General features: G+C 59.6%; 27 protein-coding genes and 1 tRNA gene. 11 read left to right on the top strand and 17 right to left on the bottom strand.

Annotated features, from left to right (window positions below):
- Positions 1-107 precede the first annotated feature (107 nt).
- Together parE and WDZ78_RS05800 are read left to right on the top strand one after the other, a co-directional pair.
- Positions 108-2228 carry a DNA topoisomerase IV subunit B gene (parE, locus tag WDZ78_RS05805; RefSeq protein WP_020012615.1) on the top strand — a complete coding sequence of 707 codons (2121 nt, stop codon included), beginning with the start codon at positions 108-110 and terminating at the stop codon, positions 2226-2228.
- 67 nt (positions 2229-2295) lie between these two features.
- Positions 2296-3186, top strand: a complete 891-nt coding sequence (locus WDZ78_RS05800; protein WP_425672534.1) for an NAD-dependent epimerase/dehydratase family protein — start codon at positions 2296-2298, stop codon at positions 3184-3186.
- A gap of 8 nt (positions 3187-3194) precedes the next feature.
- Here WDZ78_RS05800 and WDZ78_RS05795 read toward each other — a convergent pair whose 3' ends face one another.
- Genes WDZ78_RS05795 through WDZ78_RS05785 form a run of 3 tightly spaced genes read right to left on the bottom strand, consistent with a single transcriptional unit; the run spans position 3195 to position 4514 of the window.
- A complete protein-coding gene (locus WDZ78_RS05795) occupies positions 3195-3803 on the bottom strand; it encodes an ATP-dependent Clp protease proteolytic subunit (protein ID WP_060725770.1) in 609 nt (202 codons plus the stop codon).
- A gap of 43 nt (positions 3804-3846) precedes the next feature.
- On the bottom strand, positions 3847-4203 hold the full coding sequence (locus WDZ78_RS05790; protein ID WP_425672533.1) for an SRPBCC family protein: 357 nt from the start codon (positions 4201-4203) through the stop codon (positions 3847-3849).
- Entirely contained in the window at positions 4200-4514 is a 315-nt protein-coding gene (locus WDZ78_RS05785; RefSeq protein ID WP_006697387.1) for an ArsR/SmtB family transcription factor, read from the bottom strand. Before WDZ78_RS05785 ends, WDZ78_RS05790 begins: the two co-directional genes overlap by 4 nt.
- A gap of 156 nt (positions 4515-4670) precedes the next feature.
- Here WDZ78_RS05785 and WDZ78_RS05780 point away from each other — a divergent pair, with 156 nt between their 5' ends.
- Positions 4671-6227 carry a phospholipase D family protein gene (locus tag WDZ78_RS05780; protein ID WP_425672532.1) on the top strand — a complete coding sequence of 519 codons (1557 nt, stop codon included), beginning with the start codon at positions 4671-4673 and terminating at the stop codon, positions 6225-6227.
- A gap of 15 nt (positions 6228-6242) precedes the next feature.
- Here WDZ78_RS05780 and WDZ78_RS05775 read toward each other — a convergent pair whose 3' ends face one another.
- From WDZ78_RS05775 to WDZ78_RS05755, 5 genes are all read right to left on the bottom strand, one after another.
- A complete protein-coding gene (locus WDZ78_RS05775) occupies positions 6243-7076 on the bottom strand; it encodes a response regulator (RefSeq protein ID WP_003502949.1) in 834 nt (277 codons plus the stop codon).
- 160 nt (positions 7077-7236) lie between these two features.
- Positions 7237-9750: a GcvT family protein gene (locus WDZ78_RS05770; protein ID WP_425672531.1), complete on the bottom strand. Its 2514-nt coding sequence runs from the start codon at positions 9748-9750 to the stop codon at positions 7237-7239.
- Positions 9751-9965: 215 nt separating this feature from the next.
- Complete coding sequence (locus WDZ78_RS05765; protein WP_026364123.1) at positions 9966-10328, bottom strand: hypothetical protein; 363 nt, start codon at positions 10326-10328, stop codon at positions 9966-9968.
- Positions 10298-11593 carry a hypothetical protein gene (locus WDZ78_RS05760; RefSeq protein ID WP_425672530.1) on the bottom strand — a complete coding sequence of 432 codons (1296 nt, stop codon included), beginning with the start codon at positions 11591-11593 and terminating at the stop codon, positions 10298-10300. Before WDZ78_RS05760 ends, WDZ78_RS05765 begins: the two co-directional genes overlap by 31 nt.
- Before the next feature lie 232 nt (positions 11594-11825).
- The gene (locus WDZ78_RS05755; RefSeq protein WP_020012675.1) at positions 11826-14372 is read right to left on the bottom strand and encodes a mechanosensitive ion channel family protein; all 2547 of its coding nucleotides are present in this window, start codon (positions 14370-14372) and stop codon (positions 11826-11828) included.
- Here WDZ78_RS05755 and WDZ78_RS05750 point away from each other — a divergent pair.
- From WDZ78_RS05750 to WDZ78_RS05740, 3 genes are all read left to right on the top strand, one after another.
- The gene (locus WDZ78_RS05750; protein WP_425672529.1) at positions 14365-14508 is read left to right on the top strand and encodes a hypothetical protein; all 144 of its coding nucleotides are present in this window, start codon (positions 14365-14367) and stop codon (positions 14506-14508) included. The genes WDZ78_RS05755 and WDZ78_RS05750 overlap by 8 nt on opposite strands.
- 110 nt (positions 14509-14618) lie before the next feature.
- A complete protein-coding gene (locus WDZ78_RS05745; protein ID WP_003524764.1) occupies positions 14619-14873 on the top strand; it encodes a GlsB/YeaQ/YmgE family stress response membrane protein in 255 nt (84 codons plus the stop codon).
- 155 nt (positions 14874-15028) lie between these two features.
- Positions 15029-15104, top strand: a tRNA-Lys gene (locus WDZ78_RS05740).
- Positions 15105-15275: 171 nt separating this feature from the next.
- Here WDZ78_RS05740 and WDZ78_RS05735 read toward each other — a convergent pair.
- Positions 15276-16085, bottom strand: a complete 810-nt coding sequence (locus WDZ78_RS05735; protein ID WP_425672528.1) for a hypothetical protein — start codon at positions 16083-16085, stop codon at positions 15276-15278.
- A gap of 105 nt (positions 16086-16190) precedes the next feature.
- On the opposite strand from WDZ78_RS05735, the gene WDZ78_RS05730 reads away from it, so the two are divergent.
- From WDZ78_RS05730 to WDZ78_RS05720, 3 genes are all read left to right on the top strand, one after another.
- Entirely contained in the window at positions 16191-16442 is a 252-nt protein-coding gene (locus WDZ78_RS05730; protein WP_026364126.1) for a hypothetical protein, read from the top strand.
- A gap of 201 nt (positions 16443-16643) precedes the next feature.
- Positions 16644-16874 carry a hypothetical protein gene (locus tag WDZ78_RS05725; RefSeq protein ID WP_006315379.1) on the top strand — a complete coding sequence of 77 codons (231 nt, stop codon included), beginning with the start codon at positions 16644-16646 and terminating at the stop codon, positions 16872-16874.
- Between the two features lie 273 nt (positions 16875-17147).
- Positions 17148-17336, top strand: coding sequence for a hypothetical protein (locus WDZ78_RS05720; protein WP_020012681.1), 189 nt, complete (start codon positions 17148-17150; stop codon positions 17334-17336).
- 141 nt (positions 17337-17477) lie between these two features.
- On the opposite strand, the gene WDZ78_RS05715 is transcribed toward WDZ78_RS05720, so the two are convergent.
- Positions 17478-17726, bottom strand: a complete 249-nt coding sequence (locus WDZ78_RS05715) for a hypothetical protein (protein WP_003502962.1) — start codon at positions 17724-17726, stop codon at positions 17478-17480.
- A 153-nt stretch (positions 17727-17879) separates the two neighbouring features.
- The gene (locus tag WDZ78_RS05710) at positions 17880-18038 is read right to left on the bottom strand and encodes a hypothetical protein (RefSeq protein ID WP_003502964.1); all 159 of its coding nucleotides are present in this window, start codon (positions 18036-18038) and stop codon (positions 17880-17882) included.
- A gap of 368 nt (positions 18039-18406) precedes the next feature.
- Here WDZ78_RS05710 and WDZ78_RS05705 point away from each other — a divergent pair, with 368 nt between their 5' ends.
- Complete coding sequence (locus WDZ78_RS05705; RefSeq protein ID WP_003502966.1) at positions 18407-18844, top strand: PACE efflux transporter; 438 nt, start codon at positions 18407-18409, stop codon at positions 18842-18844.
- 31 nt (positions 18845-18875) lie between these two features.
- Here the strand turns inward: WDZ78_RS05705 and WDZ78_RS05700 are convergent, their stop codons facing one another.
- The 5 genes from WDZ78_RS05700 to WDZ78_RS05680 form a co-directional block, all read right to left on the bottom strand.
- Complete coding sequence (locus tag WDZ78_RS05700) at positions 18876-19841, bottom strand: alpha/beta hydrolase family protein (RefSeq protein ID WP_425672527.1); 966 nt, start codon at positions 19839-19841, stop codon at positions 18876-18878.
- 101 nt (positions 19842-19942) lie between these two features.
- Positions 19943-20548: an ABC-type transport auxiliary lipoprotein family protein gene (locus WDZ78_RS05695; protein WP_080866166.1), complete on the bottom strand. Its 606-nt coding sequence runs from the start codon at positions 20546-20548 to the stop codon at positions 19943-19945.
- Between the two features lie 15 nt (positions 20549-20563).
- A complete protein-coding gene (locus WDZ78_RS05690; protein ID WP_003502971.1) occupies positions 20564-21934 on the bottom strand; it encodes an MlaD family protein in 1371 nt (456 codons plus the stop codon).
- 8 nt (positions 21935-21942) lie between these two features.
- Positions 21943-22779, bottom strand: a complete 837-nt coding sequence (locus WDZ78_RS05685; protein WP_020012687.1) for an ABC transporter ATP-binding protein — start codon at positions 22777-22779, stop codon at positions 21943-21945.
- Positions 22780-22789: 10 nt separating this feature from the next.
- Positions 22790-23950, bottom strand: coding sequence for an ABC transporter permease (locus WDZ78_RS05680; RefSeq protein ID WP_020012688.1), 1161 nt, complete (start codon positions 23948-23950; stop codon positions 22790-22792).
- Positions 23951-24093: 143 nt separating this feature from the next.
- Here WDZ78_RS05680 and dgcA point away from each other — a divergent pair, with 143 nt between their 5' ends.
- Entirely contained in the window at positions 24094-25077 is a 984-nt protein-coding gene (gene dgcA, locus WDZ78_RS05675) for an N-acetyl-D-Glu racemase DgcA (protein WP_425672526.1), read from the top strand.
- Positions 25078-25574: 497 nt separating this feature from the next.
- On the opposite strand, the gene WDZ78_RS05670 is transcribed toward dgcA, so the two are convergent.
- Positions 25575-26414: a UDP-2,3-diacylglucosamine diphosphatase gene (locus WDZ78_RS05670; protein WP_020012690.1), complete on the bottom strand. Its 840-nt coding sequence runs from the start codon at positions 26412-26414 to the stop codon at positions 25575-25577.
- Positions 26415-26584 lie beyond the last annotated feature (170 nt).

Below are 26584 nucleotides of genomic sequence, written 5' to 3'. Positions count from 1 at the left end.
GTGCGCCGCGTTCGGCCACACGCCTTACACGTTTGGCGCTATAATCGCCCCATTGGCATACTGATTCGCTTGGCGAAATTCTGACGACACGAATTTTGAACTTGGACATGATGGACGACAGCAACGATCTCTTCTCCGGTCTTCCGGCAGCACGAAACAGCGAAACGGAAACGAATGATGACGCGGTCAAACCCGTGAAGGCCCCGTCGACAGTTCCCGCCAACGCGAACGTGCAGCCGAAACCCGCAGCCGTTGCGGCTGCCACGCCGCCTGCGCCACCAGCACCCGTGTCTCCTTCCGGTGACGATTACGGCGCCTCATCAATCCGCGTGCTTGAAGGGCTGGAGCCGGTGCGCATGCGGCCGGGCATGTATATCGGCGGCACCGACGAGAAGGCGCTGCACCACCTTTTCGCCGAAGTCATCGACAACTCCATGGACGAGGCCGTCGCCGGCCATGCCAATTTCATCGAGGTCCATCTCGATGCCGAAGGCTTTCTGACGGTCACCGATAACGGCCGCGGCATTCCCGTGGAAAACCACCCGCAGGTTCCCGGCAAGTCGACGCTCGAAGTCATCATGACCAAGCTGCATGCCGGCGGCAAGTTCGACGGCAAGGCCTATGAGACATCGGGCGGCCTGCACGGCGTCGGCGTTTCCGTGGTCAATGCGCTGTCCGATCTTCTGGAAGTGGAAGTGGCGCGTAACCGCAAGCTTTACCGCCAGCGTTTTTCGCGCGGCGCGCCGATCGGCGGGCTTGAGGAACTGGGCGACGTGCACAACCGTCGCGGCACCCGCGTGCGGTTCCATCCCGATCCGCAAATCTTCGGCGATCACGCGAAATTCGAACCGGCGCGCATTTTCCGCATGGCCCGCTCCAAGGCCTATCTCTTCGGCGGCGTCGAAATCCGCTGGAGCTGCGATCCCGGCATGGTGCCGGCCGGCGGCGAAATCCCCGAAAAGGCCGTGTTCCATTTCCCCGGCGGCCTCAAGGATTATCTTGCCGCCACGCTCGGCAAGGAATTCACCGTCACCCGCGAGATTTTCTCGGGCCGCACCGAAAAGACCGGCGGCCACGGCGCGCTGGAATGGGCGGTCACCTGGTATGGCGGCGATACGCAGATCCATTCCTATTGCAACACCATCCCGACGCCCGAAGGCGGCACGCATGAGGCGGGTTTCCGCATCGCGCTCACCAAGGGCCTCAAAAATTATGCCGATCTGACGCAGAACAAGCGCGCCAAGGACATCACCACCGACGACGTGATGATCTCTGCCGCCGGCATGCTCTCGGTCTTCATCCGCGAGCCTGAATTCGTCGGCCAGACCAAGGACAAGCTCGCGACCGTCGAAGCCCAGCGCATCGTCGAAAACGCGCTGCGCGATCCCTTCGACCACTATCTCGCCGGCAATCCGGGCGAAGCGGCCAAGCTGCTCGACTGGGTGATCGAGCGCGCCGAAGAGCGCCTGCGCCGCCGCAAGGAAAAGGAAGTCAACCGCAAGACCGCCGTGCGCAAGCTGCGCCTGCCCGGCAAGCTGGCGGACTGCGCCCAGAACACGGCGGAAAATGCGGAACTTTTCATCGTCGAGGGTGACTCGGCCGGCGGCTCGGCCAAGCAGGCGCGCAACCGCGCCAATCAGGCCATCCTGCCCCTGCGCGGCAAGATTTTGAACGTCGGCAGCGCCAGCCGCGAAAAACTCTCCGCCAACCAGCAGATCGCCGATCTCATTCAGGCGCTCGGCTGCGGTACCCGCACCAAATACCGCGAAGAAGATTTGCGTTACGAGCGCATCATCATCATGACCGATGCCGATGTCGACGGCGCCCATATCGCCTCGCTGCTCATCACCTTCTTCTATCAGGAAATGCCGGAACTCATTCGCGGCAATCACCTCTATCTGGCGGTGCCGCCGCTTTACGTCATCCGTCAGGGTGCCAAGAGCGCTTATGCCCGCGACGACGCCCACCGCGCCGAGCTGATGGAAACCGTCTTCAAGGGCAAGAAGGTCGAAATCGGCCGCTTCAAAGGCCTTGGCGAAATGATGGCCCAGCAGCTGAAGGAAACCACCATGGATCCCGAAAAGCGCACCCTGCTGCGCGTCGAGATCGACGATGTGGATTTCGAAGGCACCCGCGAGGCCGTCGACAACCTGATGGGCACCAAGGCCGATGCGCGCTTCCGTTTCATTCAGGAGCGGGCGGCCTTTGCGGACAATCTGGATATCTGATCATCCGGATGCACCCCTGAAAGGCAGCGCATGGCGCTGCCTTTTGTGTTGATATGGAGGCAACATCATGCGGATAGTGCTCACGGGCAGTTCCGGTCGGGTCGGCCGTGCGATTTTCAGCGCCCTGGCCGGCAGGCACGATGTTACCGGCATTGACCGCTCCCCCTTCTCCACCACCCATATCGTTGGCGATTTCGCAGACAGGGCGCTCCTGCATTCCGCTCTCGAGCGCGCAGATGCGGTGATCCATACGGCGGCACTCCACGCCCCGCATGTCGGCATCGTTCCGGACGCGGAATTTCAGCGCATCAATGTCGACGGGACCCGCATGCTGGCGGAAGCGGCCATGGCGGCAGGCGTGCCACGGCTGGTTTTCACCAGCACCACGGCGCTTTATGGACACGCCGTATCTGCAGGGTCCTGCACATTCATCGATGAAGAGACGCCGCCCCGGCCGAAAAGCATCTATCACCGCACCAAGCTCGAAGCCGAGCAGGTGCTGGCGGAGATGGCGGGCCCGCATCTCGCCGTGCGCGTGCTGCGCATGTCCAGAAGTTTCCCGGAGCCCGCCGATGTGATGGCGGCCTACCGGCTGCATCGCGGCGTCGATATCCGCGATGTCGCCGACGCCCATCTGCTGGCGCTGAGCAATGCGGGAGACGATTTCCAACGCTATATCATATCGGCCGCGACCCCGTTTTCCGCTGATGACTGCGACATCCTCGCTCGGGATGCAGCCTTCATCCTGCGGCAGCGGACCCCCGCCCTCGCCGCCGCTTTCGCGCAGATGGGATGGGCGCTGCCGGCGACCATTGACCGGATCTATTCACCCGCACGCGCCGCAGAGGGGCTGGGCTGGACATCCCGCTTCGGTTTCGAGGAAGTAGTGGCTGAGCTTGCCCGGCGCAGCCTGGAAGTCCTGCCAGCAGGTGCCAATATCAGCCGGAAATCCGAGTAAGTCCGGCCCTATGCCGCCGCATCCTCGCGGACTTCCAGAATGCGGTCGATCAGGCCCCATTCCAGAGCCTCCTGCACCGTCATGAACCGGTCGCGATCCATCGCCCTCTCGAAATCCTCGTAGCTGCGCCCGCAATGTTCGGCGTAAAGCCGCGTCATGCGGTGTTTTGTCTGCCTGATTTCCTCGGCGTGGATAAGCATGTCCGACGCCTGCCCCTGAAAACCGCCTGATGGCTGGTGAATGAGGATGCTGGCATTGGGCAGCGCCGCCCGCATGCCGGGTTCGCCCGCCATCAGCAGGAACGAGCCCATGGAACGGGCCGTTCCCATGCACAGCGTATGCACCGGCGCGCGAATGTAACGCATGGTGTCATACATGGCGAAACCGCTGGTCACCATGCCACCCGGCGAATTGATGTAGAGATGGATCGGCTTCTTCGGGTTTTCCGCTTCAAGAAACAGCAATTGCGCGCAGACCAGCGCGGAAACCGTATCGTTCACCTCGCCATTGAGGAAGATGATCCTCTCCCGCAGCAGGCGGGAGTAGATGTCGAAAGACCGTTCTCCCCTTGACGATTGTTCGACTACCATAGGGACGAGTTGCATCGTTTCGCGCATCGGCGAACTCCTGTCGTTTAAGAATATCGGGAAACGTGCCGGATCAGGCGGCGAGCTTGATCGGCGAACCGTTGTGGTTTGCGGCGGCCTTCGTCATGCAGCCGGTATTTACGGGCAGGTCATGAATGATGCGCAGGCGGGTGCCGCCACGGTCATTCGTTGCGATCCGGAACGTGACGGTGCTTTCCAGAAATGGCGGATGATCCTCCCGCAGCCGGTAGCAGACCTCCTGCCCCGGCGTCGTCTTTATCGCCTCTGGTTCCGCCAGGGCCTGCCTCGGCAACCAGTGTTCGCGAAAGGCGGGAATGCTGATCGCACGCCACACTTTCTGCGGCGGCTCGTCCAGATCATATTCAAGCTCCAGACCGTTTTTCGGTGCTTCCGGTGTTTGCCTGTTCATTGATCCATATCCTTCAGCAGGAGCTTCAGAGCCTCGATGCGCTGCGGCCAGTAGGCGCGATATTTGCCGAGCCATGCCGCAATGCGGGTCAATCCTTCCGGATCGACCTCATAATTGACGAAACGGCCCTGCCGCCTTTCAACCACCAGCCCCGCCCCGCGCAGGACAGAAAGATGCTGCGACATGGCCGGCTGGCTGATCTCGATGCCTTCACGCAAGGCGGAAGCGTTCATGGCGCCGTCCGCCAGTTTTTCGAAAATGGCGCGGCGTGTCGGATCGGCCAGCGCACGGAAAATATCATTCTCAGTCATGACAACACATAAGCACACACTTATCTTAATCACAAGTCCCTTCGACGGGCGGAAGACAGCGTTTTTCATCCACAACGTCCAATGCCGTGAACGCTTTATCTCCTCGCGCGTTTTCACTGCGCCTGATACTCTTCGGGCCGGGAGCGATCAAAACAAGTGACTGCATTTACGGTCTTCATCATCATTCTTCTCCTGGTCATAGGACCGAGCCTGTTCGTCGTCATCGGCAAGCAGCGGGAAAGGGCCATTCCCAAACGCCCCTCCACCGCCATGCCCGTTGCCGAGGATGAAACGGCGCTGGACCGGCACTGGCAGTCGATCAGAAACGGCTGGAACGAGAAGAATGCGCTCTGCCTCTTACATTCCAATCTCGATGCCTTTGCGGTGCGCGTGGCGGCGGCCCGGGCGGCGGGGCGCAGCCTCGATCTCATGTATTACATGTGGAATGCCGACCTGACCGGACGGCTGATGATGCGTGAGGTGATCGCCGCCGCCGATCGCGGCGTGCGCGTGCGTCTGCTCCTCGACGATCTCGGCGTTTCCATTTCCGACCGTATCTTCCACGCCATCGACAGCCATCCGAATATCGAACTCAGGCTGTTTAATCCCACCCGGGCGCGGGAAAACATGCTGCATCGAGGCATCGAGCTGGTGCTGCGTTTCCGAAGCGTCAACCGGCGCATGCACAACAAGGCGTGGATTGCCGACGGGCGGGCCGTGATCGTCGGCGGGCGCAATATTGGCGACGCCTATTTCGATGCCGCCGAGCGCGCGAATTTCCATGATTTCGATATTCTCGGTTTCGGCAGCATCGTCGCCGACGCCACCGAGATCTTCGACGATTACTGGAACAGCGCCGTTTCCGTTCCCGTGCGTTCCCTGCTTTCACGCAGGCCAAACAAACTCGCCAAATTGCGCCGCGAACTGGATGCCCTGCCGAAAAGCGAGGCGGCCAAACCCTATCTGGAACGCGTCGAAAGCCAGTATGGCCGCGATCATTTTCTGATGTCGGACCGCCTGCACTGGGTTGAGGCGGCGGATATCCTTGCCGATCCGCCGGAGAAAGCGGCGGGTAAACGCCGCAAGGGCCACAACTTCCTGATGGAAAGCCTGCTGCCGCTGATGCAGGCAGCAGGCGACAGCCTGCATATCACCTCCCCCTATTTCATTCCCGGCAAACAGGGGGTGGGGATATTCCTGCAACTCGCCGAAAACGGCGTGTCAGTCGCCATCCTCACCAATTCGCTGGCGGCGACCGATGTTGCCGCCGTTCACGCCGGTTATGCCCGCTATCGAAAACCGCTCCTCTCCGGCGGGGTGCAGCTGCATGAGCTGCGCGCGCAGGCGGATCAGTCAAACTTCACCCTGCGCGGTTCGGGACAGGCGAGCCTGCACACCAAGGCCTTCACCCGTGATGGCAAGACCGGCTATATCGGCTCGCTCAATTTCGATCCACGCTCCGCCTCGCTCAATACGGAAATGGGCGTCGTGTTCAACTCAGCCCCGCTGGTCGCCCGTATGGATGAGATATTCGCCGACGAAATCCGCCGCACCATGAGCTTCGAGCTGGAAATCGACAAAGGCAGGCATATTGTCTGGATGACGGAAGAACAGGGGCGGACGAAAACCTACCGGCGCGAACCCGACGCCGCCATCAGCCGCCGCATCGTCGCCGGTATCATGCGCTTCCTGCCGCTCGAATCGCAGCTTTAACGGGGAAGACCCGGCTCAGGCCGCCGGCCTTACTCCCGCTTTTGCCAGCTGTATCTGAACCAGCGTATCGAGGTTCTGGTTGACGCGGCAATAGAACTCCTCGTCAATGAAGGGCCGCAGCATGAAATCATTGCCGCCCGCCTTGAGGAACCGCGCGGAAAGCAGCCGGTTTGTGGAGGACGAGACGCCGATGATGCGCAGCTCATGCGACCCGCGTACGGTGCGGATGCGCCGCGTCAGTTCGAAGCCGTCAATATCGGGCATGTTATAGTCAGTCACCACGAGGCCGATATCGGAATTGGCCTTCAGGATTTCGAGCGCCTTGGCGCCGCTATCTGCCAGGCTGACACGGAAATTATAACGCTTGAGGCGGCTCGAAAGCAGCGCCCGCGCCGTCGGGCTGTCATCAACGATCAGCACATGGTGGCGGTGGTTGGTGAGAAAACGGCAGACGGATTCCGTCAGCATATCCACGGCGAAAATATTGTCCTTCAGGATATAATCGACCACATCCTTGGCGATCAGCGTTTCGCGCGTCCCCTCGTGGAAGGTGCTGGTGAAAACGATGGTCGGGATCGAAAGATCGATCAGATATTCCAGCGCCTCACCCTTTTCCGCCCCCGGTAGGTTGATGTTGGAAATCGCCAGCGTCACCGGTTCGGGAGAATGTTCGTAACAGGCCTGCAACTCTTCAAAAGAGCGGCACACCTCCACGGAAACGCCCAGCATCTCCTTGAGACGCAGGGTCACCATCTGGGTGAACACGTTGCTGTCTTCCGCCAGCAAAATGCGGTTGTTAGTGAAAGGCACGCCAGAATATTGCATGCCCGTAATGCCCAGGAAATTCATTCTGCCCCGATCCCCCATCGTATGTCAGGGAAAGATAGCAGGCTCATTTTTCAGAATGATTAATAACACTTTTGCGTGAAAGCCAGTTGAGCACATGCTTACTTAAAAGGAAATACGGCCCGCGAGGGGCCGTATTCCGACTTTGGGAGGGGATGTGGTCTTATACGCGCAGAAGCGCATTTTCGGTGTCGAACGGGCTCTCTTCAACCACTTCGGCATCATAGGACGTGCCGAGAATGCGGATCTTGAGCTTGGTGCCGATGGCCGCGTATTCCGGCTTGAGCATGGCAAGCGCGATGGATTTGCCCATGCGCCAGCCGAACCCACCGCTTGTTGCACGTCCGGCAAGCACACCGTTTTCATCGAAGATCGCTTCCGAACCGCGCGCATCGACATCCGTATTGCCCGAAACAGTCAGCGTCGAGAAGACCGACTTCAGGCCCGCCTCCTTGTAGGCCACCAGTGCGTCGCGGCCGATGAAGTTCTTCTCCGGGCGCAGGAAGCGGTCGAGGCCGGATTCATAGGCGTTATATTCGACCGACAGTTCTCGGCCCATGTTGCGGTAGGATTTTTCGAGCGACATGGACACCATGGCCCGGATACCGAAAGGCTTGATGCCGAATTCAGCGCCCGCTTCCATCAGCCGGTCAAAGATGTAGTTCTGCATCTCGATCGGATGGTGCAGTTCCCAGCCCAGTTCGCCCACGAAGTTGACACGCAGCGCATGCGCCGTCGCCACGCCGACGGAAATCTGCTTGCCGGTGAGCCAGGGGAAATCCTTGTTATCAAGGCTGGTGCGGGTGAGCTTCTTCAGGAGATCGCGCGACTTCGGACCGGCCAGAACCAGCACGCCGTATTTCTGAGTGATCGGCTGCAGCACCACGGACCCGTCGGTGGGCGCAAGACGGCGCAGCACGTCATGGTCATGCGTCTCGAGACCACCGGCCGAAACCATGTAGAAGCGGCCCGGCGCCCACTCATAAACGGTGAATTCCGCCTTCACGCCGCCAGTCGGCGTCAGAAGATGGGTGAGCGCGATGCGACCGCGCTTCTTCGGCACAGCGTTGGCAAGAATGCTGTCGAGCCATGCCCGCGCACCGGGGCCGGAAACCTCCATCTTCGCGAAGGCCGACATATCAAGCACGCCGACATTCTGGTGAACGTTCTTCACCTCGTTGCCGACATGTTCGAAATAATTCGAGCGGCGGAAGGACCATTTTTCAACGATACGGCCGTCATCCAGAGCCGGCGCGTGATTGTGGCTGGTGATCACATCGGCGCCGACGCCGAGATCTTCGTCGCGCAGCGCATAACCTTCCGGCGCATACCAGTTGGCGCGTTCCCAGCCATAAACCGAGCCGAACACGCCGCCGAGCTTCTTCAGGCGGTCATAAACCGGCGTGGTCTTCAGCGGACGGGCGGCGGAGCGCTCCTCATCCGGATAATGCATGGTAAAGACGTTGGCATAGGCTTCCTCGTTCTTCGCGATGAGGTAACCTTCCGTTGCGTAAGGCCCGAAGCGGCGCGGATCGACACCCATCAGGTCGAGCGTCGGCTCGCCGTCGACGATCCATTCGGCCAGCTGCCAGCCGGCGCCGCCGGCGGCGGTGATGCCGAAGGAATGACCTTCGTTCAGCCAGAAATTCTTCAGGCCCGGTGCGGGACCAACGATCGGGTTACCGTCAGGCGTATAGGCGATCGCGCCGTTATAGACTTTCTTGATGCCCACTTCGCCGAAGGCCGGAACGCGCACCATGGCGGTTTCGATATGCGGCATCAGGCGGTCCAGTTCTTCCTGGAACAGCTCATATTCGCTGTCATCGGAGGGACCGTCGACATAACAGACCGGCGCACCGACTTCATAAGGACCGAGGATCAGGCCGCCCGCTTCTTCGCGCATATACCAGGCCGAGTCGGATTCGCGCAGGACGCCCATTTCCGGCAGGCCCTGGCGGCGACGTTCCTGAATGGCCGGATGCGGCTCGGTAACGATGTACTGATGCTCGACCGGGATGACCGGAATGTTGATGCCGACCATCTCGCCGGTCTTGCGGGCAAAAGAACCCGTGCAGGAGATGATATGTTCGGCGATGATCTCGCCCTTGTCCGTCGTCACCTTCCAGTGACCGTCTTCCAGCTGCTCGATGGCGGTGACCGTCGTGTTGCGGTAGATGGTCGCCCCGCGATCACGCGCGCCCTTGGCCAGCGCCTGCGTCAGATCGGCGGGCTGGATATAACCGTCATCCGGATGCTGGATGGCGCCCAGCAGGCCGTCCGTCTCGCAGAGCGGCCAGATTTCCTTCACCTGCTCCGGCGTCAGCATGTTGACGCGCACACCGATAGTCTCGGCGATGCCGGCATAATACATATATTCGTCCCAGCGATCCTTGGTGCGGGCGAGACGGATGTTGGAGACCTTGGAGAAGCCGACATTCATGCCGGTCTCTTCCTGAAGCTCCTCATAGAACTTCACGGAATATTTGTGGATCTGGCCGACCGAATAGCTCATGTTGAACAGCGGCAGAAGCCCGGCCGCATGCCAGGTGGAACCCGAGGTGAGCTCCTTGCGCTCGATGAGAACGCTGTCGCTCCAGCCCTTCTTGGCAAGATGATAAAGCGTCGAAACGCCGACGACGCCGCCACCGATCACCACCGCCCGTGCATGTGTCTTCATTTACAGAACCCCTGAAAAGCGCCGGCCTTGCCTTATTCCGCCGACATTGGATGGGAGGAATATGAAGCGCTTGCCGGCCGTTCAGCCGCCTGATTGCGACATGGCCATAGGGTGCTGCGACAGGGAAGAAATTGCGCCATCGGGGTGGGCTTTGGTTCGACTGCCGCCGCCCCTGTGGAGACGGCGACACAGGCTGGATAGTATCGATCCGATATTCAGGGTGACCGATTCTGAAGCTGCTTCTGCATCTCAAGCATCTTGGGCTGATCCAGTTTGAATTCTTCGAACATGTTGTTGCCGGGAATAATTATCGTTTCCTTGAAAACGGAGGCTCCAGGCAGATTGTGAATGCCTCCTCCCCCTGCTGCCGGTGGTGGAGAGACCGGAGGCTTACCTGGAACACTGACGATTGGAGTTTCGCAAGGCGGAATCTCAAATTGGCAATCGGCGTTGATCGGGGAACCGTTGCCACCAACAGGCTGCGAGAGGGCATTTTGAGTACTGGCGAGAAAGAAGCAGAAAAGTCCGAACAAAATCGATGCGTTTTTCATTTCTGCGCCTCCGTTGATGTCGCGCATGCCAGCGTCGTGCCTTTTACTTTCTCATCGGCGGCTGCCTTTGCCAGATCATCCCTCCAGGCAGGTGTACTGCCGCGCATACCCAGCGAAACGGAATTGAAACCAATAACGAGGGGCCGGGCAAAACGACGTTCGGAGAAAAGGCCCGAACTATTGGCGCTGCGGATGGTATTTTCAGCAGCGAGCTTTTCCTTCACGGCGGCGTCCGCCGGGGTTTCCTTGGGTCGGTCGGTTGCCGCCGAATTCACGGCATCCTGCAATTGCTTCATGTCCGGCTTGCTACCGGCCAGATTGGCCTCAACCAACCGGCCACGGCCGTTGGTGACCTTCACACCACGCGTCAGGAATGCCTGGCGCACCACAAGCAGCCGGATGTCGTAGATGTAGCGCAGACCGCAATCCTTGGTTTCCGCACTTCTCAAAATGTCGCGGCCGAGAATATAGGACAGCTTCTCCCGCAGATATTCATCGTTACAAAGAAGCTGCGTTTTCTTGCCGGCACAAAACTGAATCAATGCGTATTGAGCGTGAAAAGGATTGATGGCGTACGTCTGAACGTTCTGCAGCTCGATTTCCTCGACATCCGCACGCGCGCCGCCGAAACCGATAGTGTTCCAGAGCCCGGCCATACCTTCCCGTCGCTCGATCTTGATAACCGGGAAAAGCACATCCTTCACCTCGAGACCCGACGTCGTGCCATTATTCTGGACTTCGGTGCGCGGCTGCGAAAGAGCAAGCTTTTCCTCACTCTGCTGCCAGGTATTGTCGCCGAAATAAGGGGCTTCCGATTTCAGGGAAAGGTATCGTCGAAGATCCGGTATCTGCGTCACCTTGACGTAGCGGCCGATGAAGGATTCGCTCTGGAGGTCGTCCGGCAGGGATTTGAACTTGTGGCCTGAATCTACGACCTCGGCGATGATATCGCCAACGTAAATGTCCTCCTGGGGCGGGTAGACCGGCGTGATACCCAACCGGCGGATGGATTCATTCCAGCGTTTGGGCAGGTAATCGTCGGTCACATCCGTCTGACCCATCAGGAAAAACAGACCCGCCGAACCTATAACGACCCCGGCCGTCAGAAGGGACAGCCGGGCGGCATGGGGCTGCATCCACGCCCAAAAACCCTTCAGTTTTTCGCGAAGAGGTATTTTTGCGGAAACCGGGCCCGGAGGCTGGGCAGGCTGGGCAGGCTGGGCAGGCTGGGCAGGCTGGGCAGGCTGGGCAGGCTGGGCAGGCTGGGCATTCTCATCGATTGGATCCGGCATTTGAACCCCGACAGAAACGAAATAAACTAAACAATAACCACAATATATCAACTTACAGTTTACATAACAATACAGTCATTACGGGTATTCCGATTATATTTTCGTGACGGCAGTCGGGCATATCCGGCCTCCATCAAGTAAAGGCAAACCCGGTGCGCCCATCATTCACCGCAAGACAGTCGGATGCGAGGCCTGCCCCGCACCCGTAAGGACCGATACCAGCCGCAGCCGCTCACTTGTCCTTGCCGGCCGCTTTTGCCGCGGCTGGCTGTTCCGCAACAGTCTTGCCGCCCGCCTTGCCGGCATCGTTCTCCGGCGCATTGCCGGCGACGGGCGACGCCGCACCCGTATGGGCCACCACCGCCTTGTCGCCCTCTTCCGAAAGCAGCGCCGCCAGCATCTGCGGATTGGCGTCGCCTTCGACGTGGATGTTGAGGTTGCGCTGCGGGAACGGGATGTCGATCCCCTCCTCCCGGAAGCGCTGGAGGATGGCGATGCGCAGCGCGTTTTTCACGCCAAGCCCGTTCGACAGATCAGCGAGATGGAAACGCAGTTCGAAATCCAGCGAAAAATCGCCGAAGCGGAGGAATTCCACATGCGGCTCGGGATTGCGCAGCACCGGCGGCTGGGCGCGCACGAGTTCCAGCAGAATATCCATGACCTTCTGCGGATCGGAATCGTAAGACACGGAAACCGGGATTTCGGCGCGCATGATGCGGTTGCGGTGTGTCCAGTTGCCAACCGAGGAATTGATGAATTCCGAATTCGGCACGATGATCGATTGCCCACGGAAAGTTTCGATCTCGGTGGCGCGCACGGAAAGCCGCTTGACGGTGCCCTCCGTCGTGCCTGTTACCACCCAGTCCCCCACCTTGAAGGGTCGCTCCACCAGCAGGATAAGGCCGGAGACGAAGTTCGAGACGATATTCTGCAGGCCGAAACCGATACCGACCGACAGGGCAGAAGCCACCAGCGCCAGGCTCGAAAGGTTGAGACCGGCCGAAGAGACGCCGAAAATGGCCGCAACTGCGATACCGAGATAACCGATACCTGTTTTGACCGAGTTGCGCACGCCGGCATCCACCTGCCCGCGCGCCATGACGTTGTTGTCCAGCCACTTCTGGAACCAGCGGGTGATGATATAACCGATGGCGAAGACGAGAACACCGCCGAAGAGGCCGATCAGCGAAATCGAGGCATTTCCGACGGTGATGCCGGTCAGCAGGCGATAGGCCCAGCTTTCAATATCGCCCGGCTGGAAACCCCAGGAAAACAGGATGAGCGGCACGCCGAAGGCAAGTGCTACCGCATAGATGCCGAGCCCGGCGGCAAGACCGGCCTGATCGAGCGCAACCGGGCCGAGGCCGAAACGTCGCCCAAGATAGCGGCCGGCAAGGGATTCCGAAAAGGCCCCCTGCCGTGAAATCGCCTTGCCGGAGAGAATGCCGATATACATCGTCGCCAGCACCGCGCCGGTGGCGACAATCTGCGTGGCGAGGAAGCGCGCAAGACCGACATAACCCGTCAGGCAGGCGCCGATGAGAATGAGACCGCCGACCCGCAGCAGAATGACGAGCCAGCGCGGCAGTCGCTGATTGCCGGTCTCGTAATCCTGCCCTTCGCCGATGACCGGCCGCAGGAACGACACGGTGAGCAGGATGAGGCCGATAATGATCGAGGCGACAAAACTCTTGGCGACGGTGACGATCAGCGGCGAATACAACGTCTCGCTGATAGTGCCGAACAGATAATCGAGCCCATTGACGAGCGCCATCAGCAGCACGGCCGAGGACAGCGTGTGTGCGCCGCGATTGGAAACCTGCAGCAGACGCCATTCCGACTGCGTCGGCGCAAAGATCGCATAGCTCAGCCGCGACACGAAATAAACGAAGCCCGTGACCGCCATGGCCCCGAACAGGATCGGCGCGATATCGGACCGCAGCACGTTGAAATTATCGAGGAAAAACGCCGAGGTGACGAGAAACAGGAAAAGCGACAGCGACTGCACCATGGTGGACCAGAAGGCCACCGAAAGCCGTCTGAGATAGGAAGGCTCGCCCGTAAACGCCCGCCGGTCCATGCGGCTGCCGAAAAAGCGGTAACCGCCCACCAGAAACAGAAGAGCCGCCATGATCGACAGCGTCACGGCCCCGAACATCGGCAGGCGCTTGTAATTCCAGACGAAACTCGCCCAGCTGCTGAAAGCGTTGTTCAGGTTGGTCAGCTCGGTCAGAAAGGCCGAGGACGCATCACCCAGCGTCTGTGCCGAAACTTCCGTGCGCTTGAACAGCGTGGCGGCGAAAAGCGCCCGGCGAACGGCGGTGATATTGTTGGAGATCTGCGCGGCATTGGTGGCCGTGCTCTCCACCTCGCCGGCAATCGCATTCACCTCGGCCCGTTCCGCCGTCAGCCGGTTTCGCTCTTCCGTCACCATGCTGGCTTCCGGCGGCTGGTCGTCCGCAGGCGCCGCACCCAGCGCATCCAGCCGGGTCTTGATCTGGTCGAGACGGGTGCGCAGCTTGGTGTTGGCGGCGGCCGCATCGGCGGCAATGGTATCGGCCCGCCCCTTGAGGTCCACAAGCTGCACGTCGTCGCTGCCGCCCGCTTCCACCTGCCGGGCGATGGCCGCAACATCGGCCTTCCATTTCTCCAGCTCCGCCCTCGCCTGTTCGACGGTCGAAGCCTGGATCGCCACCGGGGCGGGCGATGTCGTTCCCTCCTGCGCCGCGGCGGGCATTGCCGACAAGAGACCGCCGACCAGGAAAAGCACCATGGCCATTATCGCCGCCATGGCCGTCCTTTGCCGCCGATCCCGCGTCGAGCCGTCTAACACCCGTTTGCCGTCCATCAATCCGCCCAACATCAACCGCACATCCATGCCTTTCGTCTCTTCGCGCCCGCATCAGGCTATTTAGCGCCTGCCGCGCGGAAAACCACCCGCATAAAGCGAGGTTTTCAGGAGTTTGCCTTGCTTTTCACCACGGGAATCATCACCTTTGATAATGCAGCAACATGGGAGGAAATCATGGAATCTGCTGGCATTGGCTGGATCGCAGCCATCATCATCGGTGGTGTCGCCGGGTGGCTCGCCGAACAATTCATGAAAAGCAATATGGGTGTTTTCATGAACATCCTTCTTGGAATCGTCGGCGCGATCGTCGCCAACGCCATCCTTTCCGTATTTGGAATCGTTTTGACGGGTTGGCTCGGTTATCTCATCGCCGGCTTTATCGGCGCCTGCATCCTCATCCTTATCGGCCGGGCTTTCAGACGCGGATGAATAAAAGGAAAAATCCGTAAAACCCCGGATTTTCAGGCTTTTCCAGCGCGGCTGAAATTTTTTCGTCACAAAAATCGAAGAAATTTCATTTCCGCGCTGGACAAGCCCAAACTTCCCCTTTATACGCCCCCTCACACCGCCACACGGTGCCGGTCGGGTGATTAGCTCAGTTGGTAGAGCAGCTGACTCTTAATCAGCGGGTCGTAGGTTCGAGCCCTACATCACCCACCATTAACTCCTTGATTTATCATAAAATTAACGGACGCAGCCAGCGTCGGCCTTACGGGCCGATGATGCCCTTGGGGCGGGCTGGAAGCCTTGGACCGCGTCCATAAAAAGGCGGCTTGCACCGCCTCTGTCGGTGTTCCCAAAGCGCATTGTTGATGCGGAGCTAAAAGCCCGTCAGCGGCATTGCCCCGCCAGCTCGATACCTTCCTTGATCAACCCTTCATTGACTGCAAAACCGGTCTCCCGCCGGAACTTGCTTCCGAGAACGGCAACCAGATTGCCGACATTCGGTGAGCCGTCAGCACCAAAAAGCGCAAGATTGTCATTGATCCCGACTTTCACGCTGGCCGCCATGCCTTGCGCAACGCCATCGGGGCAATTGCAGCTTCCGCACTGGCCGGCCGCAGGCGTGCCGTTTGCGGGTTTTGCGCAGAGAGGACCTTTAAAGCCTGCAGGCGGCTGCGGGCCGCCAGTGCATGATCTGCCCCAGCCGTTTCGAACCCCGACGGTGCCGAGCGTATCGCACCAGGGTGAATAGGTCTCGGCAATCTGCATTGCAGATCGCAATCCCCTGCGGTTCTTTGAGCAATAATCCCGGACAACTGCGCGCACCGACCATTTCGGATGCTCGAAGATGGCATGACCGACCCTGTCGTTGGCGACTGCCCCTTGCCAGCTTCGCCCCATAACGCATCCATAATTATTCATTTTAACGCAACGCAAGCGGTTCTGGTGACGTTGCAGGTCCGCCGCATCGAACGTCAGGGCCTGACCATTATAGGTCAAATATTCGGAACCAAATTTTTTCCAGTCAGGAGCCGTATCCTGAGCAACAGACGGTGATATGGCGAAGAGAAAAAAAGCGAGCGTAACAAAAACGACCCTGATCATCTGAAAATCCCCATTTATAACCCCGAAGTAATAAAACCAGAATTCCCGTAAAACGCGAGTCATATTTAAAATTCGACTTAGTGCTTTCGTCAATTCGCTGCGGCGAGAAAAGGCGTTCTTTCCTTCTCAAGGCTGCCGAAACGGTGAATATAGGTCTCGCCGTGACGCCGTTTCCCCAAAGCTGTCTTAATCATCCCTATGATCGGGGGCATGAGATTGTTCATCAACATATTGCTTTTCATTCTCGGCGCGGTCGGGAGTGGGATATGTGCGTTTTTATTGTCGGCAGCACTCGCCGATTCCGGATTTCTCGGCTCCTGTTTTGAGGGAAACTGCGCTTATGCGGCGCTTTTTATGGTGCTGCCCGTCACATGGTTCGTGCTTTTTGCGCTTTACGTGATGGCGCTGCTGATCTGGCGGCGAAAACCGTTCCGGAACGGAAGGCTCTGAGAACGAGTATGGCGACGTTCCTGCCACCCTGCGCTCGTTGACAGCGATCAAGACTTACCGTTAACGTCCGCCTGCTGGGGGATTCGCTGCCAGTGATATGCGGGCCTCACAAGATACCCGATATCACCGGCCTCTGAATGTGCATGTTCCGATTTGCGTCTCGCGTAGAATGAGCATGCCGGAAAACAGGGAGACCAAAGGATGCGGGCCGCAATCAATTCCCCGTCGCTTTCGATCGACACCATGGACTACCAGGCAGAGTGCCAGTTCGCGCTGGAGCCTTCCATTCAAGGACTGATCGAAAAAGCGGAACATGCCGGCTGGAACCGCCAGCAGGCCGCCCTTGCCATCGTCGCGCTCGCCAGCGAGCATCTCACCGATCTCTTGACCGCCGGCAGCCTTCCCGCGCCGGATCAACGCCCCCTCTCCTGAGCCCCTCCTGAAGCCGGGCGGATCAGCCTCGCGCCTTCGAAACATCATCGTGAAAATCGACGTAGCCAGCCCGGAGTGTCCCTGTCGACACTGCCGGAACAGATCCGTGCGGGGCAGCTTGGCGCGTGGAGCAAAGCCGATCCCCACGCAGTCTTTCGCGCCGCCGTGCTCAGCGTGCCGGGGGCGTATCGATTACCTGCCCGTAACCGTGCCATAGTGTTGACACAAGCCATCAATAATGAGAACATAAAGTGAACATTATGGAGGTCAGCGATGAACACAGCAGACGCAACCATAGAAAATGCCCTTTCCGTCGTCGCCCGCTCCCGCGACATGCGCGAGCGCGCGCTCGAACGACGCCGCGAACTGCAACGGCGAACGGAAGTCATCATCACCCGGCCGCTTTACGTGCTGAAAAAGAACGAAGGGCCGAAACAGCTGTCGCTGAAGCTCGACAGCTAGTCGCTCCCGAAATGCCGGAGAAGGCGCGCGAAGCAGGCCTTTACCGTTAGCATTCCTGCCTCCCCTCGTTTTCAAAAAGCAAAATCCCGTGCGGATCACCTCACGCACGGGATTTCTGAATGAAGAGGTTATTGTTCTTGTCTATTGCATGCGCTGCATTGCGGCTTCGGGCTCACCGGTCGTCGCAACCGCAGCCGGAAGGCGGTCGGTCTTTTTCAGGATGACGACAGGCTTCTCAACCGGGTCCGTTGGCGGAACGATGCTTGCAGTTTTGAATTCACGGTCTACGGCAGGAACGGAAGCGTTGATCTGTTGATGACCTGCGCATTCCGCAAGCGCTGCACTGGCGGAAAAACCAAAGACAGCGGCGATAATGAGAACTGATTTCATGTCATTCTCCCTTCGCTCTTGTGGCGATCTCCAGTCTAGGTGGAGACGGGCCGGATTGAAAATCACACTTTAGAGACATCTAAAGCTTTCGATCATTTCGGCAGTCGTCGTCATCAATGTGCGGGGCCAAGTAACAGGCAAGTTCCCTCACCCTTATTTCTTCCGCACATCCAGCGGATTTCGGCAAAGCGGTCTGCGAAATATCATCGCCACATAGCTTCCCTTGAGGGAAATGAGGCTTGGCGTGTAAGTCGAAACCTTCGCCGTGTTGGCGGCCTTGATCGTTCTTCCCTCAGAGGAATTCTGCTGCATGGCACGCCTCCTTCCATAAGCGATAACGAAAATGCACCGGTCTGGTTCCGCATCGCCCTCTCTTTGCACCGAGAGAGATCGAGCCGCTGCCGCGTATTTCTTCTCCCCGCCGGGGAGAAGGTGGCCCGAAGGGCCGGATGAGGGGGCTAGCGCAGAGATATACGGAGAGCTTGCCCCCTCATCCCGCTGCGCGGACTTCTCCCCCTCGGGGAGAAGAAACAAGCGGCGACCTTCCAGCCATATCCAAGGCCCCAAATGCACGCGCTTGAAAAATTCGCCCAAAACCTCTATATGCCTCAGCGCGAGGACGACCTCGGCCATATCGGCGACAGCATGCGGGACGGCCCGGTCACATACCGGAGAATGAAATGCGTTCCCTGCAAGATCGTATCCGCCACGCCCTCAGTTTCGAAATCATCGGCCTTCTGCTCGTCATTCCCCTGGGCGCATTGCTCTTTGGCATGCCTATGGAAGATATCGGCATTGTCGGCCTCGTCAGCGCCACGCTGGCGACGGTCTGGAACTATGTCTATAATCTCGGCTTCGACCACGCCATGCAGCGGCTGAAAGGCACGACGCTGAAGACGCCCGCTCTTCGGGTGGCCCATGCCGTGCTGTTCGAACTGGGCCTGCTGATCGTGCTGATGCCCTTCATCGCCTGGTATCTGAATATCAGCCTTGCCCACGCACTGGTAATGGATATCTCGTTTGCGCTGTTTTACGTGGTCTATGCTTTTGTCTTCAACTGGAGCTACGACCGGGTTTTCCCCCTTCCGGAATGGAAGTCGCAGCAGGACGCCGTCTGATCGACGGCTTCCGCTACAGGCAAACAGCGCCTCAGCGCAGCGATGCCTTGAAGAAGCTGACGACATCGGCGTTGAAGCCGCGATGGAACTCCACCCGGTCGAAGCCCGCCGCATCGCTGCAAATCTGGGGCACGGCCTTTTCCATCTCGGCGGGGCAAGGGGTGATAAACGAAAAGTGCCCCGCCCCTTTCACCATCCGATAGTCCGGTTTCGCCGGCAGATCGCCGCGCAGCCGCAGAACATCCTGCGGCGCGACGCCATCGCCACCCCGTTCCGAACTCCAGAGCTGGACCGGGATCCTAATATTCTTCAGGTCGCCCGCGCCGGGAAAGGCATTTAACGGGTCGGCAGCAACCACAGCCTTCACACGCTCATCCTGACCGCCGTGCTGCGGTAATGTCGTCTTCTGCCGCATCTGCGCGCAAATGGGCGCCTGCGGGTCCGGACAGGGCAGCCCGGCATTCGCAAAATCGGGAGTGCCGCCGGCAAGCACCAGTGCGGTATAACCGCCACGCGAAAATCCGAAAACGCCGATCCGCCCGGCATCGATGGAACCGGCTTCGCTAAAACCTTCAAGCAGATGATCCAGCAAACGGGCAATCTCCGCCGGCCGGCCCGTCAGCGCGGAAAGTTCGCCCGCCTTCTTCATGTCAAGCGCATTGTCGCCGGGGTGATTGATCGCCGCGACAATGAAACCGGCATCCGCCAGCGCCGCCGCCGTGTCCCGATGGCTGAAATAGGTGCCGCCAAAACCATGGGAGATAACGATAAGCGGATATTTTCCATCGGGAACAGGGCAATCCCGCACGGCGGGCAAAATGAAGGGGCCGATCCTGACCTCCGCCGGCGCGGCCGCGCAGGGTGACCATACCGCAGCCTTCATGGCAGCTTTGCCATTCGCGGCTGGAACCTCGATCAGCCGGAGACCGGCCGCCATGGCGGCGCCCGCTCCAGACAGGGTGGAAAGCACAAGGCAAAGCAGCAGCAGAAAACGCATTACGAACTCACGGATCGGCAACATCGCATATGGACCGATCGGCAACCGGTCTGACGCAAACATAAAGCGATTTCTTCTGACGGCAATGACCGCTGAAACGCCTAGAGCGATTTCAGCGTCCAGGCCACGATCTCCCGCGTGGCGGCAGCGAAAGCCTGATCCAGCGCCTTTACGAAATTGGCGTTGCCGGAGCCGCTGACACGGGCGCTGGCGCGGAACACTTCCTGCGCCTTCACCGTGCCGTTGCGGTCATTCAGCAGCTTCACCGAGATTTCGATATTGGCGAGGTTCTTTGCCGTATCGATTTCGAAAGCGCGAATATCGGTCACGACCTGATAGTCGATCGCCAGCCCCTGCCCCGGCCGGCCGACGCCACCGAGCTTGCCGGTATCCTCGAAGGCTTCCACGAGCTTGGATTGCACCATGCGCGGCAGGCGGTCGCTCCATTGCGAATTGCCGAGATACTGCACCTCCGAGCCGGAAAGGCGCACCACGATGTTTTCGCTGTCCAGCGCCTTCAGCGCCGTCGGATCGGCGATCAGCAGCTGCCGGCTCCTGAGCGAAGGCCCCTGCGTCACCGTCGCCGAAGAGACGGAAAGATCGAAAGTATCGTTCTTCGGCGCACCCGCACAGCCCGCCATCATCGCGGCAAGCAGCGGAGCCAGAATGAGGGCGCGGCGCCTTTGGCCGTTCATCGATAGTCTCATTGGCCCATACCCCTCTTAGCGCCTTGTTCTGCCGTCATATTGTTTCACGGTTTCGCCGCCGAAGATCAACCGCTGCGGATCGCGGTCGATATTGGTGATGGCGTTGTTGAGATTGTCGACCGTCACCCGCGTGCTGCCGATCAGCGCCTGGAAATCTTTCAGGCCCGAGCTGGAGAAGCGCGTGAGATTGTCGGCAATCGGCCCGATGCGGGCATTGAGATTGTCGGCCACCGCCTTGAAGGAGGTGAGCGTCTCGCGCGCCTTGGCAAACAGCGAATTGGCGTCATCAGTGCCGAGCATGCCGTCCACCTTGGCGAGAATGCCATCGACGCGGCTGGAGGCCAGGTTCAGCTTGCGGCCCATTTCCGTGAAATCGGAAACCGCCTGATCGATATCGGCGCGGCGCGCGCCGACATCGTCGGCGATCCGCTTGAAGTTCGCCACTGCGTCGCGCGCATCGGCCGTGGCAGCCGAGACGTCGTTGACGACCGTGCCCACCTTGGCGGGATCAACCGAGGCGAGAAGCTCATCCGCACGCTTCACGACCGTTTGCACTTCCGTGCTCGCCGCCTCGAAATTGCGCGCTGTGCTCTGCACCGTCTCCATGATGCCCTGGATGTCGCTGGAAGCAGAGGCCACATCCTTCGTCACCTTGTCGACATTCGACAGGATGGAATCGATCTTGCCGGCATCCACAGCCTTCACCAGATCTTCGATCGCGGTCAGCGTGCCATCGAGACGCACTGAGACCGACTGCACGGTGGTGGAAAGCGAGCTGAGGCTTGCAATGAAATTCTTGATGCCGTCGGAATTGGCCGCCAGCGCATCGGAGAATTTCTCGGCGTTGCGCACCGTCTGCGTCAGCGGGCCGCGCGCATCCTGCACGAAGCCCTGCAATTCACCGATCGCGCCGTCCGCACGTTTCAGGATCTTGTCTGCGGTGGCAAGCAGGTTGGTGACACTGGAAAGATCGGCCGTCAGCTCGGCGGGAACGCCGCTTTCGACGGCTTTCTGCAGAATACGCTCGCCATCCTTGTTGCCGCCGGAAAGCTCGATATAGGCAGCGCCCGTCAGGCCCTGGATTTCAAGCACGGCGCGCGTGGACGGGAAAACCGGGGCATCGGCCTGCACTTCGGTAAAGGCGATGGAATAGGCCGGGTCATCGCGGTCGATGGCAAGGCCGCGCACGGTGCCGACAGGAATACCGTTGAAGCGCACGGGAGAACCGACGGACAAGCCGTTGGCCGAACCGGGAATACGCACGACAAGCTGCGCCGTCGGGCCGCCACGGCCGAATTCCGCCATCCAGTAAACGAAGCCGAATGCGGCGGCGATCACGATCAGCGTGAAAATTCCGACTATGGTGTAGTTCGCCTTGGTTTCCATGCTTCTTGTTACTCCACCGGATTTTCATGTCTGCCGTCCGGAAGAACGACAGAGCGCGCCCGTTTGCCGCGGAAATAGGACTGCACCCAGGGATCGTCACAGGCAAACATGTCCTGCAATGTTCCTTCCACCAGCACCTTCTTCTGGCCGAGAACCGCGATGCGGTCACAGACGGAGAACAGGCTGTCGAGGTCGTGCGTCACCATATAGACGGTCAGGCCGAGCGAATCGCGCAAGCGCGCGATCAGCATATCAAATTCCGCCGCCCCGATGGGATCGAGGCCGGATGTCGGCTCATCGAGGAAGACGAGGTCGGGATCGAGCGACAGCGCTCGGGCAAGGGCTGCGCGCTTGATCATGCCGCCTGACAGTTCGGACGGGTATTTGTCGCCCGCATCGGGCTTCAGCCCCACCATCTCGATCTTGAGATAGGCAAGCTCGTCCATCAGCTTTTTCGGCAGATCAAGATATTCGCGCATCGGCAGCTGGATGTTTTCCTTCACCGTCAGGCCGGAAAACAGCGCCCCCTGCTGGAACAGCACGCCAAGACGCTGGTCGAGCATCATGCGGTCGTCTTCGCTCGCCTTGTCGTAATCGGTGCCCAGAATGCGGATCGCACCCGCCTGCCGCGGCAGGAGCCGCAAAATCGCACGCATCAACACGGATTTGCCGGCACCAGAAGGGCCGATGAAGCCCAGGATTTCACCGCGATAGACATCGAGGTCGAGATTTTCAAGCACGTTCCGGCCGTTGAAACCAACGGTCACGCCCTCGACGGAAAGCACCACTTCGCGGCCGTCTTTTCCGGTTCTGGTCTCATGCGGTTTCTGGTCCAGGGTTTCCAACGCGCCCTCCTTAAAAATCGATGGCTGCGTAGAAGATGGCGAAAAGACCATCCACCAGAATGACGACGAAGATCGACTTCACCACCGAGGAGGTGACATGCTGGCCAAGCGATTCCGCCGAACCGCCCACCTTCATGCCCTCAACCGCCGCGACAATGCCGATGATGAGCGCCATGAACGGCGCCTTGATCATGCCGGCGGCAATGGTCGATTCCTCGACAGCGCCGTGCAGGCGCGACAGGAACACTTCGAACGTGATGCCGGAATAAAGCAGCGCCACGATAGCCGCGCCGAAAAGTGCTGCAAAATTGGCGAGAATGGTCAAAAGCGGCAGCGCGATGGTGAGCGCCACCAGACGCGGAAACACCAGCACGCCGACAGGGTTGAGACCGATCACCTTCAGCGCGTCGATCTCCTCGCGCATCTTCATCGAGCCGATTTCCGCCGTGATGGCGCTGCCGGACCGGCCGGCAATCATGATCGCGGTCAGAAGCACGCCGATTTCACGCAATTGCAGAATGCCGACGAGATCGACGACGAAGACTTCCGCACCGAAATATCTGAGCTGGAACGCGCCCTGCTGGGCGATGATCGCGCCGATCAGGAACGACATCAGCATGATGATCGGCACGGCGCGCACGCCCATATGGTCGATCTGGTTGACGATCGCCGCCGGCGACACGCCGCGTCCGCGCCCGAGCTTCATCTGCGCGCCGCGCACGGCGGAGCCGAGAATATACATGCCGGCGAGGAAATCCGCGCCGTTCTGGATCACGGCCTTGCCGATGGGCGCAAAAATGCGCTCGGCAAGCCCCTCCTTCGCAGCGGCTTCGCCCTCCATCTCCACCTTTTCGGGCAACTGGCCGATGACCTCTTCAATATGGTCATTGCCAGTCAAGGTGACGGTGGCGCCGTTGGCCTCAAGGTCCTTGCGCAGACGCTGAATGATCCACGCGCCCGTGGTATCGATGGCCTCGACGGCGGAAAGATCGATTTCCACCGCACCGGCGGATCTGCTTTTTTCGATCTTTTCGAGACTGGGGAAAACGCCGGAGAGATTGCTGTTGCGCCAGGAGCCGCTCATGACAAAACGCAACCCGCCGCCGGAGACGCTGTCGTCTTCGGTGATGGCGGCCGGGTTCGCCTGTTGCCGTGTGTCCTGTTCTTGCATAATGCTCCGAGCGAGTGCAGCCGTCATGAGATTCTTAAAGGTTTCATAACGGTTTGGCCTTCGGCAGGCCACAGTAACCGCCGACAATTCGTGATAAATTTGGCGTCATGTGTCTTTTGCCGCCCAATCGGAAGTGAAAAAACATGCCCCGTTACCTGCAAGCCACAACAGAACGTTTTCCCGTCGCCGGCAGCTTCACCATTTCACGCGGCACCCGCACGCATGCGGATGTCGTAACGTGCACCATCCGCGATGGTTCCTTCACCGGCAGAGGTGAATGTGTGCCCTATCCGCGTTATGGCGAAAGTATCGAAGGCGTCATCGCCGATATCGAGATCATGGCGGAGCGGATTGCCGACGGCCTGACAAGGCAGGAACTGCAGCAGGCGATGCAACCCGGCGCCGCCCGTAATGCGGTCGATTGCGCGCTGTGGGACCTCGAAGCCAAGATGAGCGGTAAAAGCGCCGCCGAAAGCATTCTCGGACAGGCGGCAAAACCGCTCGTCACCGCCTATACGATTTCACTCGCCGACCCCGAGACCATGGCCGCGAAAACGGCGGAAAATGCAGGCCGCCCGCTGCTGAAGATCAAGACCGGCACGGCCGATGACGAAGCGCGTCTGCGCGCCGTGCGCGCCGCAGCACCGGAGGCGCGCATCATCATCGACGCCAATGAGGGCTGGAATGATTATAATATCGAATATTATCTGAGACTTGCGGCGGAACTGAAGATATCTCTGATCGAACAGCCGCTCCCCGCCGGCAAGGACGCCATCCTCGCCCGCATCGACCATCCGGTGCTGATCTGCGCCGATGAAAGCGTGCATTCCACCAAGGACCTCACCGACCTGCGCGACCGCTACGATGCGATCAACATCAAGCTCGACAAGACCGGCGGGCTGACGGAAGCGCTCGTCATGAAGGCGGAAGCGGAGCGCCTCGGCTTCACCATCATGGTCGGCTGCATGCTCGGCACCTCGCTCGGCATGGCCCCCGCCGTGCTGGCCGCTCAAGGGACAGCCTTTGCCGATCTCGACGGGCCGCTGCTGCTGGCTGAGGACCGGCAGCCGGGTCTCGTCTATGAGGGTTCGCTGGTTTATCCCGCACGGCCGGAATTGTGGGGGTAAGCCCCGGCTATCGAAGGCAGAGAAACAAGATAAGACGCGACCTCGCCGCCTGTTTCTTCTCCCCGCCGGGGAGAAGGTGGCCCGAAGGGTCGGATGAGAGGGCAACCTCTCCGCATACCACCACCCTCGCCCCCTCATCCCGCTGCCGCGACCTTCTCCCCGGCGGGAGAAAAAACAAGCGGCATCCGCTTGCTCCATATTAGCTAGTCGAGGCTCGTCTACGACGAACGCAGTCCTAACGAGATTTTGAGGATAGCGATTGACGTTTGAGTTTCGCGCGAATGCACCGCGCCGACCGTCAAAGTGGCTCTTGCAACATCGCGTGAAGACGACCACCAGCTTTGCCGCACACTTGACGTCATCCTCGGGCTTGTCCCGAGGATCTATTCACATCGCGTGAAATCGATCTGCTGCAGATCCTCGGGACAAGCCCGAGGATGACGTCAGAGAGTGAGACCACGCTTAGGGATCGCCGCCGCCATCAAGCAGCACCCAGTTCAGGCCGCATGCTTCCCGATCAGCCCCGGAATATCCACCGGCTCCATCTCATCCGATGTCTGCTCGGCGGTAACGTCGCTTGTCTGCATCCAGGTGATCAGCTCGAAGCTGCCATCGGCGTTCTCGGCAATCGCCGTGCAGCTTTCCACCCAGTCGCCGGTGTTGATGTAACGAATGCCGTCCATGTCTTCCATGACAGCATGGTGAATGTGACCACAGATCACACCATCCACATTGTTGCGGCGCGCCTCGTCGGCCACCACGCGCTGGAACTCGCCGATGAAGTTGACGGCGTGTTTGACCTGCAGCTTGGCCCAGGCCGAAAACGACCAGTAAGGCAGGCCGATGCGACGGCGTACGGCGGCGATGACGATGTTGAGCGCGATCGCAGCGTCATAGGCCCAGTCGCCGAGATAGGCGAGCAGGCGGGCGTTGCGCACCACCACGTCGAACTCGTCGCCATGGATGATGAGATATTTCTTGCCATCGCCCGCCTCGTGGATCATGCGCTCGGCCACTTCGATGCCGCCGAAATGCATGCCCGGAAATTCCCGCAGGAATTCATCGTGATTGCCGGGAATATAGACGATGCGGGTTCCCTTGCGGGCCTTGCGTAGAAGCTTCTGCACCACGTCGTTGCAGCCCTGCGGCCAATACCAGCTGCGGCGCAGGCGCCAGCCGTCGATGATGTCGCCGACCAGAATGATCGTCTCGGCTTCGTGATGTTTCAGAAAATCGAGCAGGAAATCCGTCTTGGCCGCCTTGGAACCGAGATGGACATCCGAAATGAAAAGCGTTCTGAACTGTCTGGTTTCAATTTGACCGGCCACGGATTTCATCCCCCTGTTCGGTTGCGTCCCTGCGGCTTTCTTCCCTCTCAGAACCAGACTCGTGTTGCAGCAACATGACAATGGCCGGTTTTTATAGGGAATATGACTGGTGGCATCACGAAAACGCGAATAAGCCATGCCCGCATTTGCATAAGGGGGCGGTAAATAACGGCTGTACC

The organism is Agrobacterium sp. M50-1 (assembly GCF_049843495.1).
Classification (GTDB): Bacteria; Pseudomonadota; Alphaproteobacteria; order Rhizobiales; family Rhizobiaceae; genus Agrobacterium; species Agrobacterium radiobacter.
The sequence above is the reverse complement of the archived record's forward strand: the minus strand, read 5'-3'. Positions and strand labels throughout refer to the sequence as shown.

Coding starts and splice junctions, on each gene's coding strand:
- parE (WP_020012615.1), top strand. CDS start 108: ATGATGGACGACAGCAACGATCTCTTCTCCGGTCTTCCGGCAGCACGA.
- WDZ78_RS05800 (WP_425672534.1), top strand. CDS start 2,296: ATGCGGATAGTGCTCACGGGCAGTTCCGGTCGGGTCGGCCGTGCGATT.
- WDZ78_RS05795 (WP_060725770.1), bottom strand. CDS start 3,803: ATGCGCGAAACGATGCAACTCGTCCCTATGGTAGTCGAACAATCGTCA.
- WDZ78_RS05790 (WP_425672533.1), bottom strand. CDS start 4,203: ATGAACAGGCAAACACCGGAAGCACCGAAAAACGGTCTGGAGCTTGAA.
- WDZ78_RS05785 (WP_006697387.1), bottom strand. CDS start 4,514: ATGACTGAGAATGATATTTTCCGTGCGCTGGCCGATCCGACACGCCGC.
- WDZ78_RS05775 (WP_003502949.1), bottom strand. CDS start 7,076: ATGAATTTCCTGGGCATTACGGGCATGCAATATTCTGGCGTGCCTTTC.
- WDZ78_RS05770 (WP_425672531.1), bottom strand. CDS start 9,750: ATGAAGACACATGCACGGGCGGTGGTGATCGGTGGCGGCGTCGTCGGC.
- WDZ78_RS05765 (WP_026364123.1), bottom strand. CDS start 10,328: ATGCGCGACATCAACGGAGGCGCAGAAATGAAAAACGCATCGATTTTG.
- WDZ78_RS05760 (WP_425672530.1), bottom strand. CDS start 11,593: ATGCCGGATCCAATCGATGAGAATGCCCAGCCTGCCCAGCCTGCCCAG.
- WDZ78_RS05750 (WP_425672529.1), top strand. CDS start 14,365: ATGGCCATTATCGCCGCCATGGCCGTCCTTTGCCGCCGATCCCGCGTC.
- WDZ78_RS05755 (WP_020012675.1), bottom strand. CDS start 14,372: ATGGCCATGGTGCTTTTCCTGGTCGGCGGTCTCTTGTCGGCAATGCCC.
- WDZ78_RS05745 (WP_003524764.1), top strand. CDS start 14,619: ATGGAATCTGCTGGCATTGGCTGGATCGCAGCCATCATCATCGGTGGT.
- WDZ78_RS05730 (WP_026364126.1), top strand. CDS start 16,191: ATGATCGGGGGCATGAGATTGTTCATCAACATATTGCTTTTCATTCTC.
- WDZ78_RS05725 (WP_006315379.1), top strand. CDS start 16,644: ATGCGGGCCGCAATCAATTCCCCGTCGCTTTCGATCGACACCATGGAC.
- WDZ78_RS05720 (WP_020012681.1), top strand. CDS start 17,148: ATGAACACAGCAGACGCAACCATAGAAAATGCCCTTTCCGTCGTCGCC.
- WDZ78_RS05715 (WP_003502962.1), bottom strand. CDS start 17,726: ATGAAATCAGTTCTCATTATCGCCGCTGTCTTTGGTTTTTCCGCCAGT.
- WDZ78_RS05710 (WP_003502964.1), bottom strand. CDS start 18,038: ATGCAGCAGAATTCCTCTGAGGGAAGAACGATCAAGGCCGCCAACACG.
- WDZ78_RS05705 (WP_003502966.1), top strand. CDS start 18,407: ATGCGTTCCCTGCAAGATCGTATCCGCCACGCCCTCAGTTTCGAAATC.
- WDZ78_RS05700 (WP_425672527.1), bottom strand. CDS start 19,841: ATGCGTTTTCTGCTGCTGCTTTGCCTTGTGCTTTCCACCCTGTCTGGA.
- WDZ78_RS05695 (WP_080866166.1), bottom strand. CDS start 20,548: ATGAGACTATCGATGAACGGCCAAAGGCGCCGCGCCCTCATTCTGGCT.
- WDZ78_RS05690 (WP_003502971.1), bottom strand. CDS start 21,934: ATGGAAACCAAGGCGAACTACACCATAGTCGGAATTTTCACGCTGATC.
- WDZ78_RS05680 (WP_020012688.1), bottom strand. CDS start 23,950: ATGCAAGAACAGGACACACGGCAACAGGCGAACCCGGCCGCCATCACC.
- dgcA (WP_425672526.1), top strand. CDS start 24,094: ATGCCCCGTTACCTGCAAGCCACAACAGAACGTTTTCCCGTCGCCGGC.
- WDZ78_RS05670 (WP_020012690.1), bottom strand. CDS start 26,414: ATGAAATCCGTGGCCGGTCAAATTGAAACCAGACAGTTCAGAACGCTT.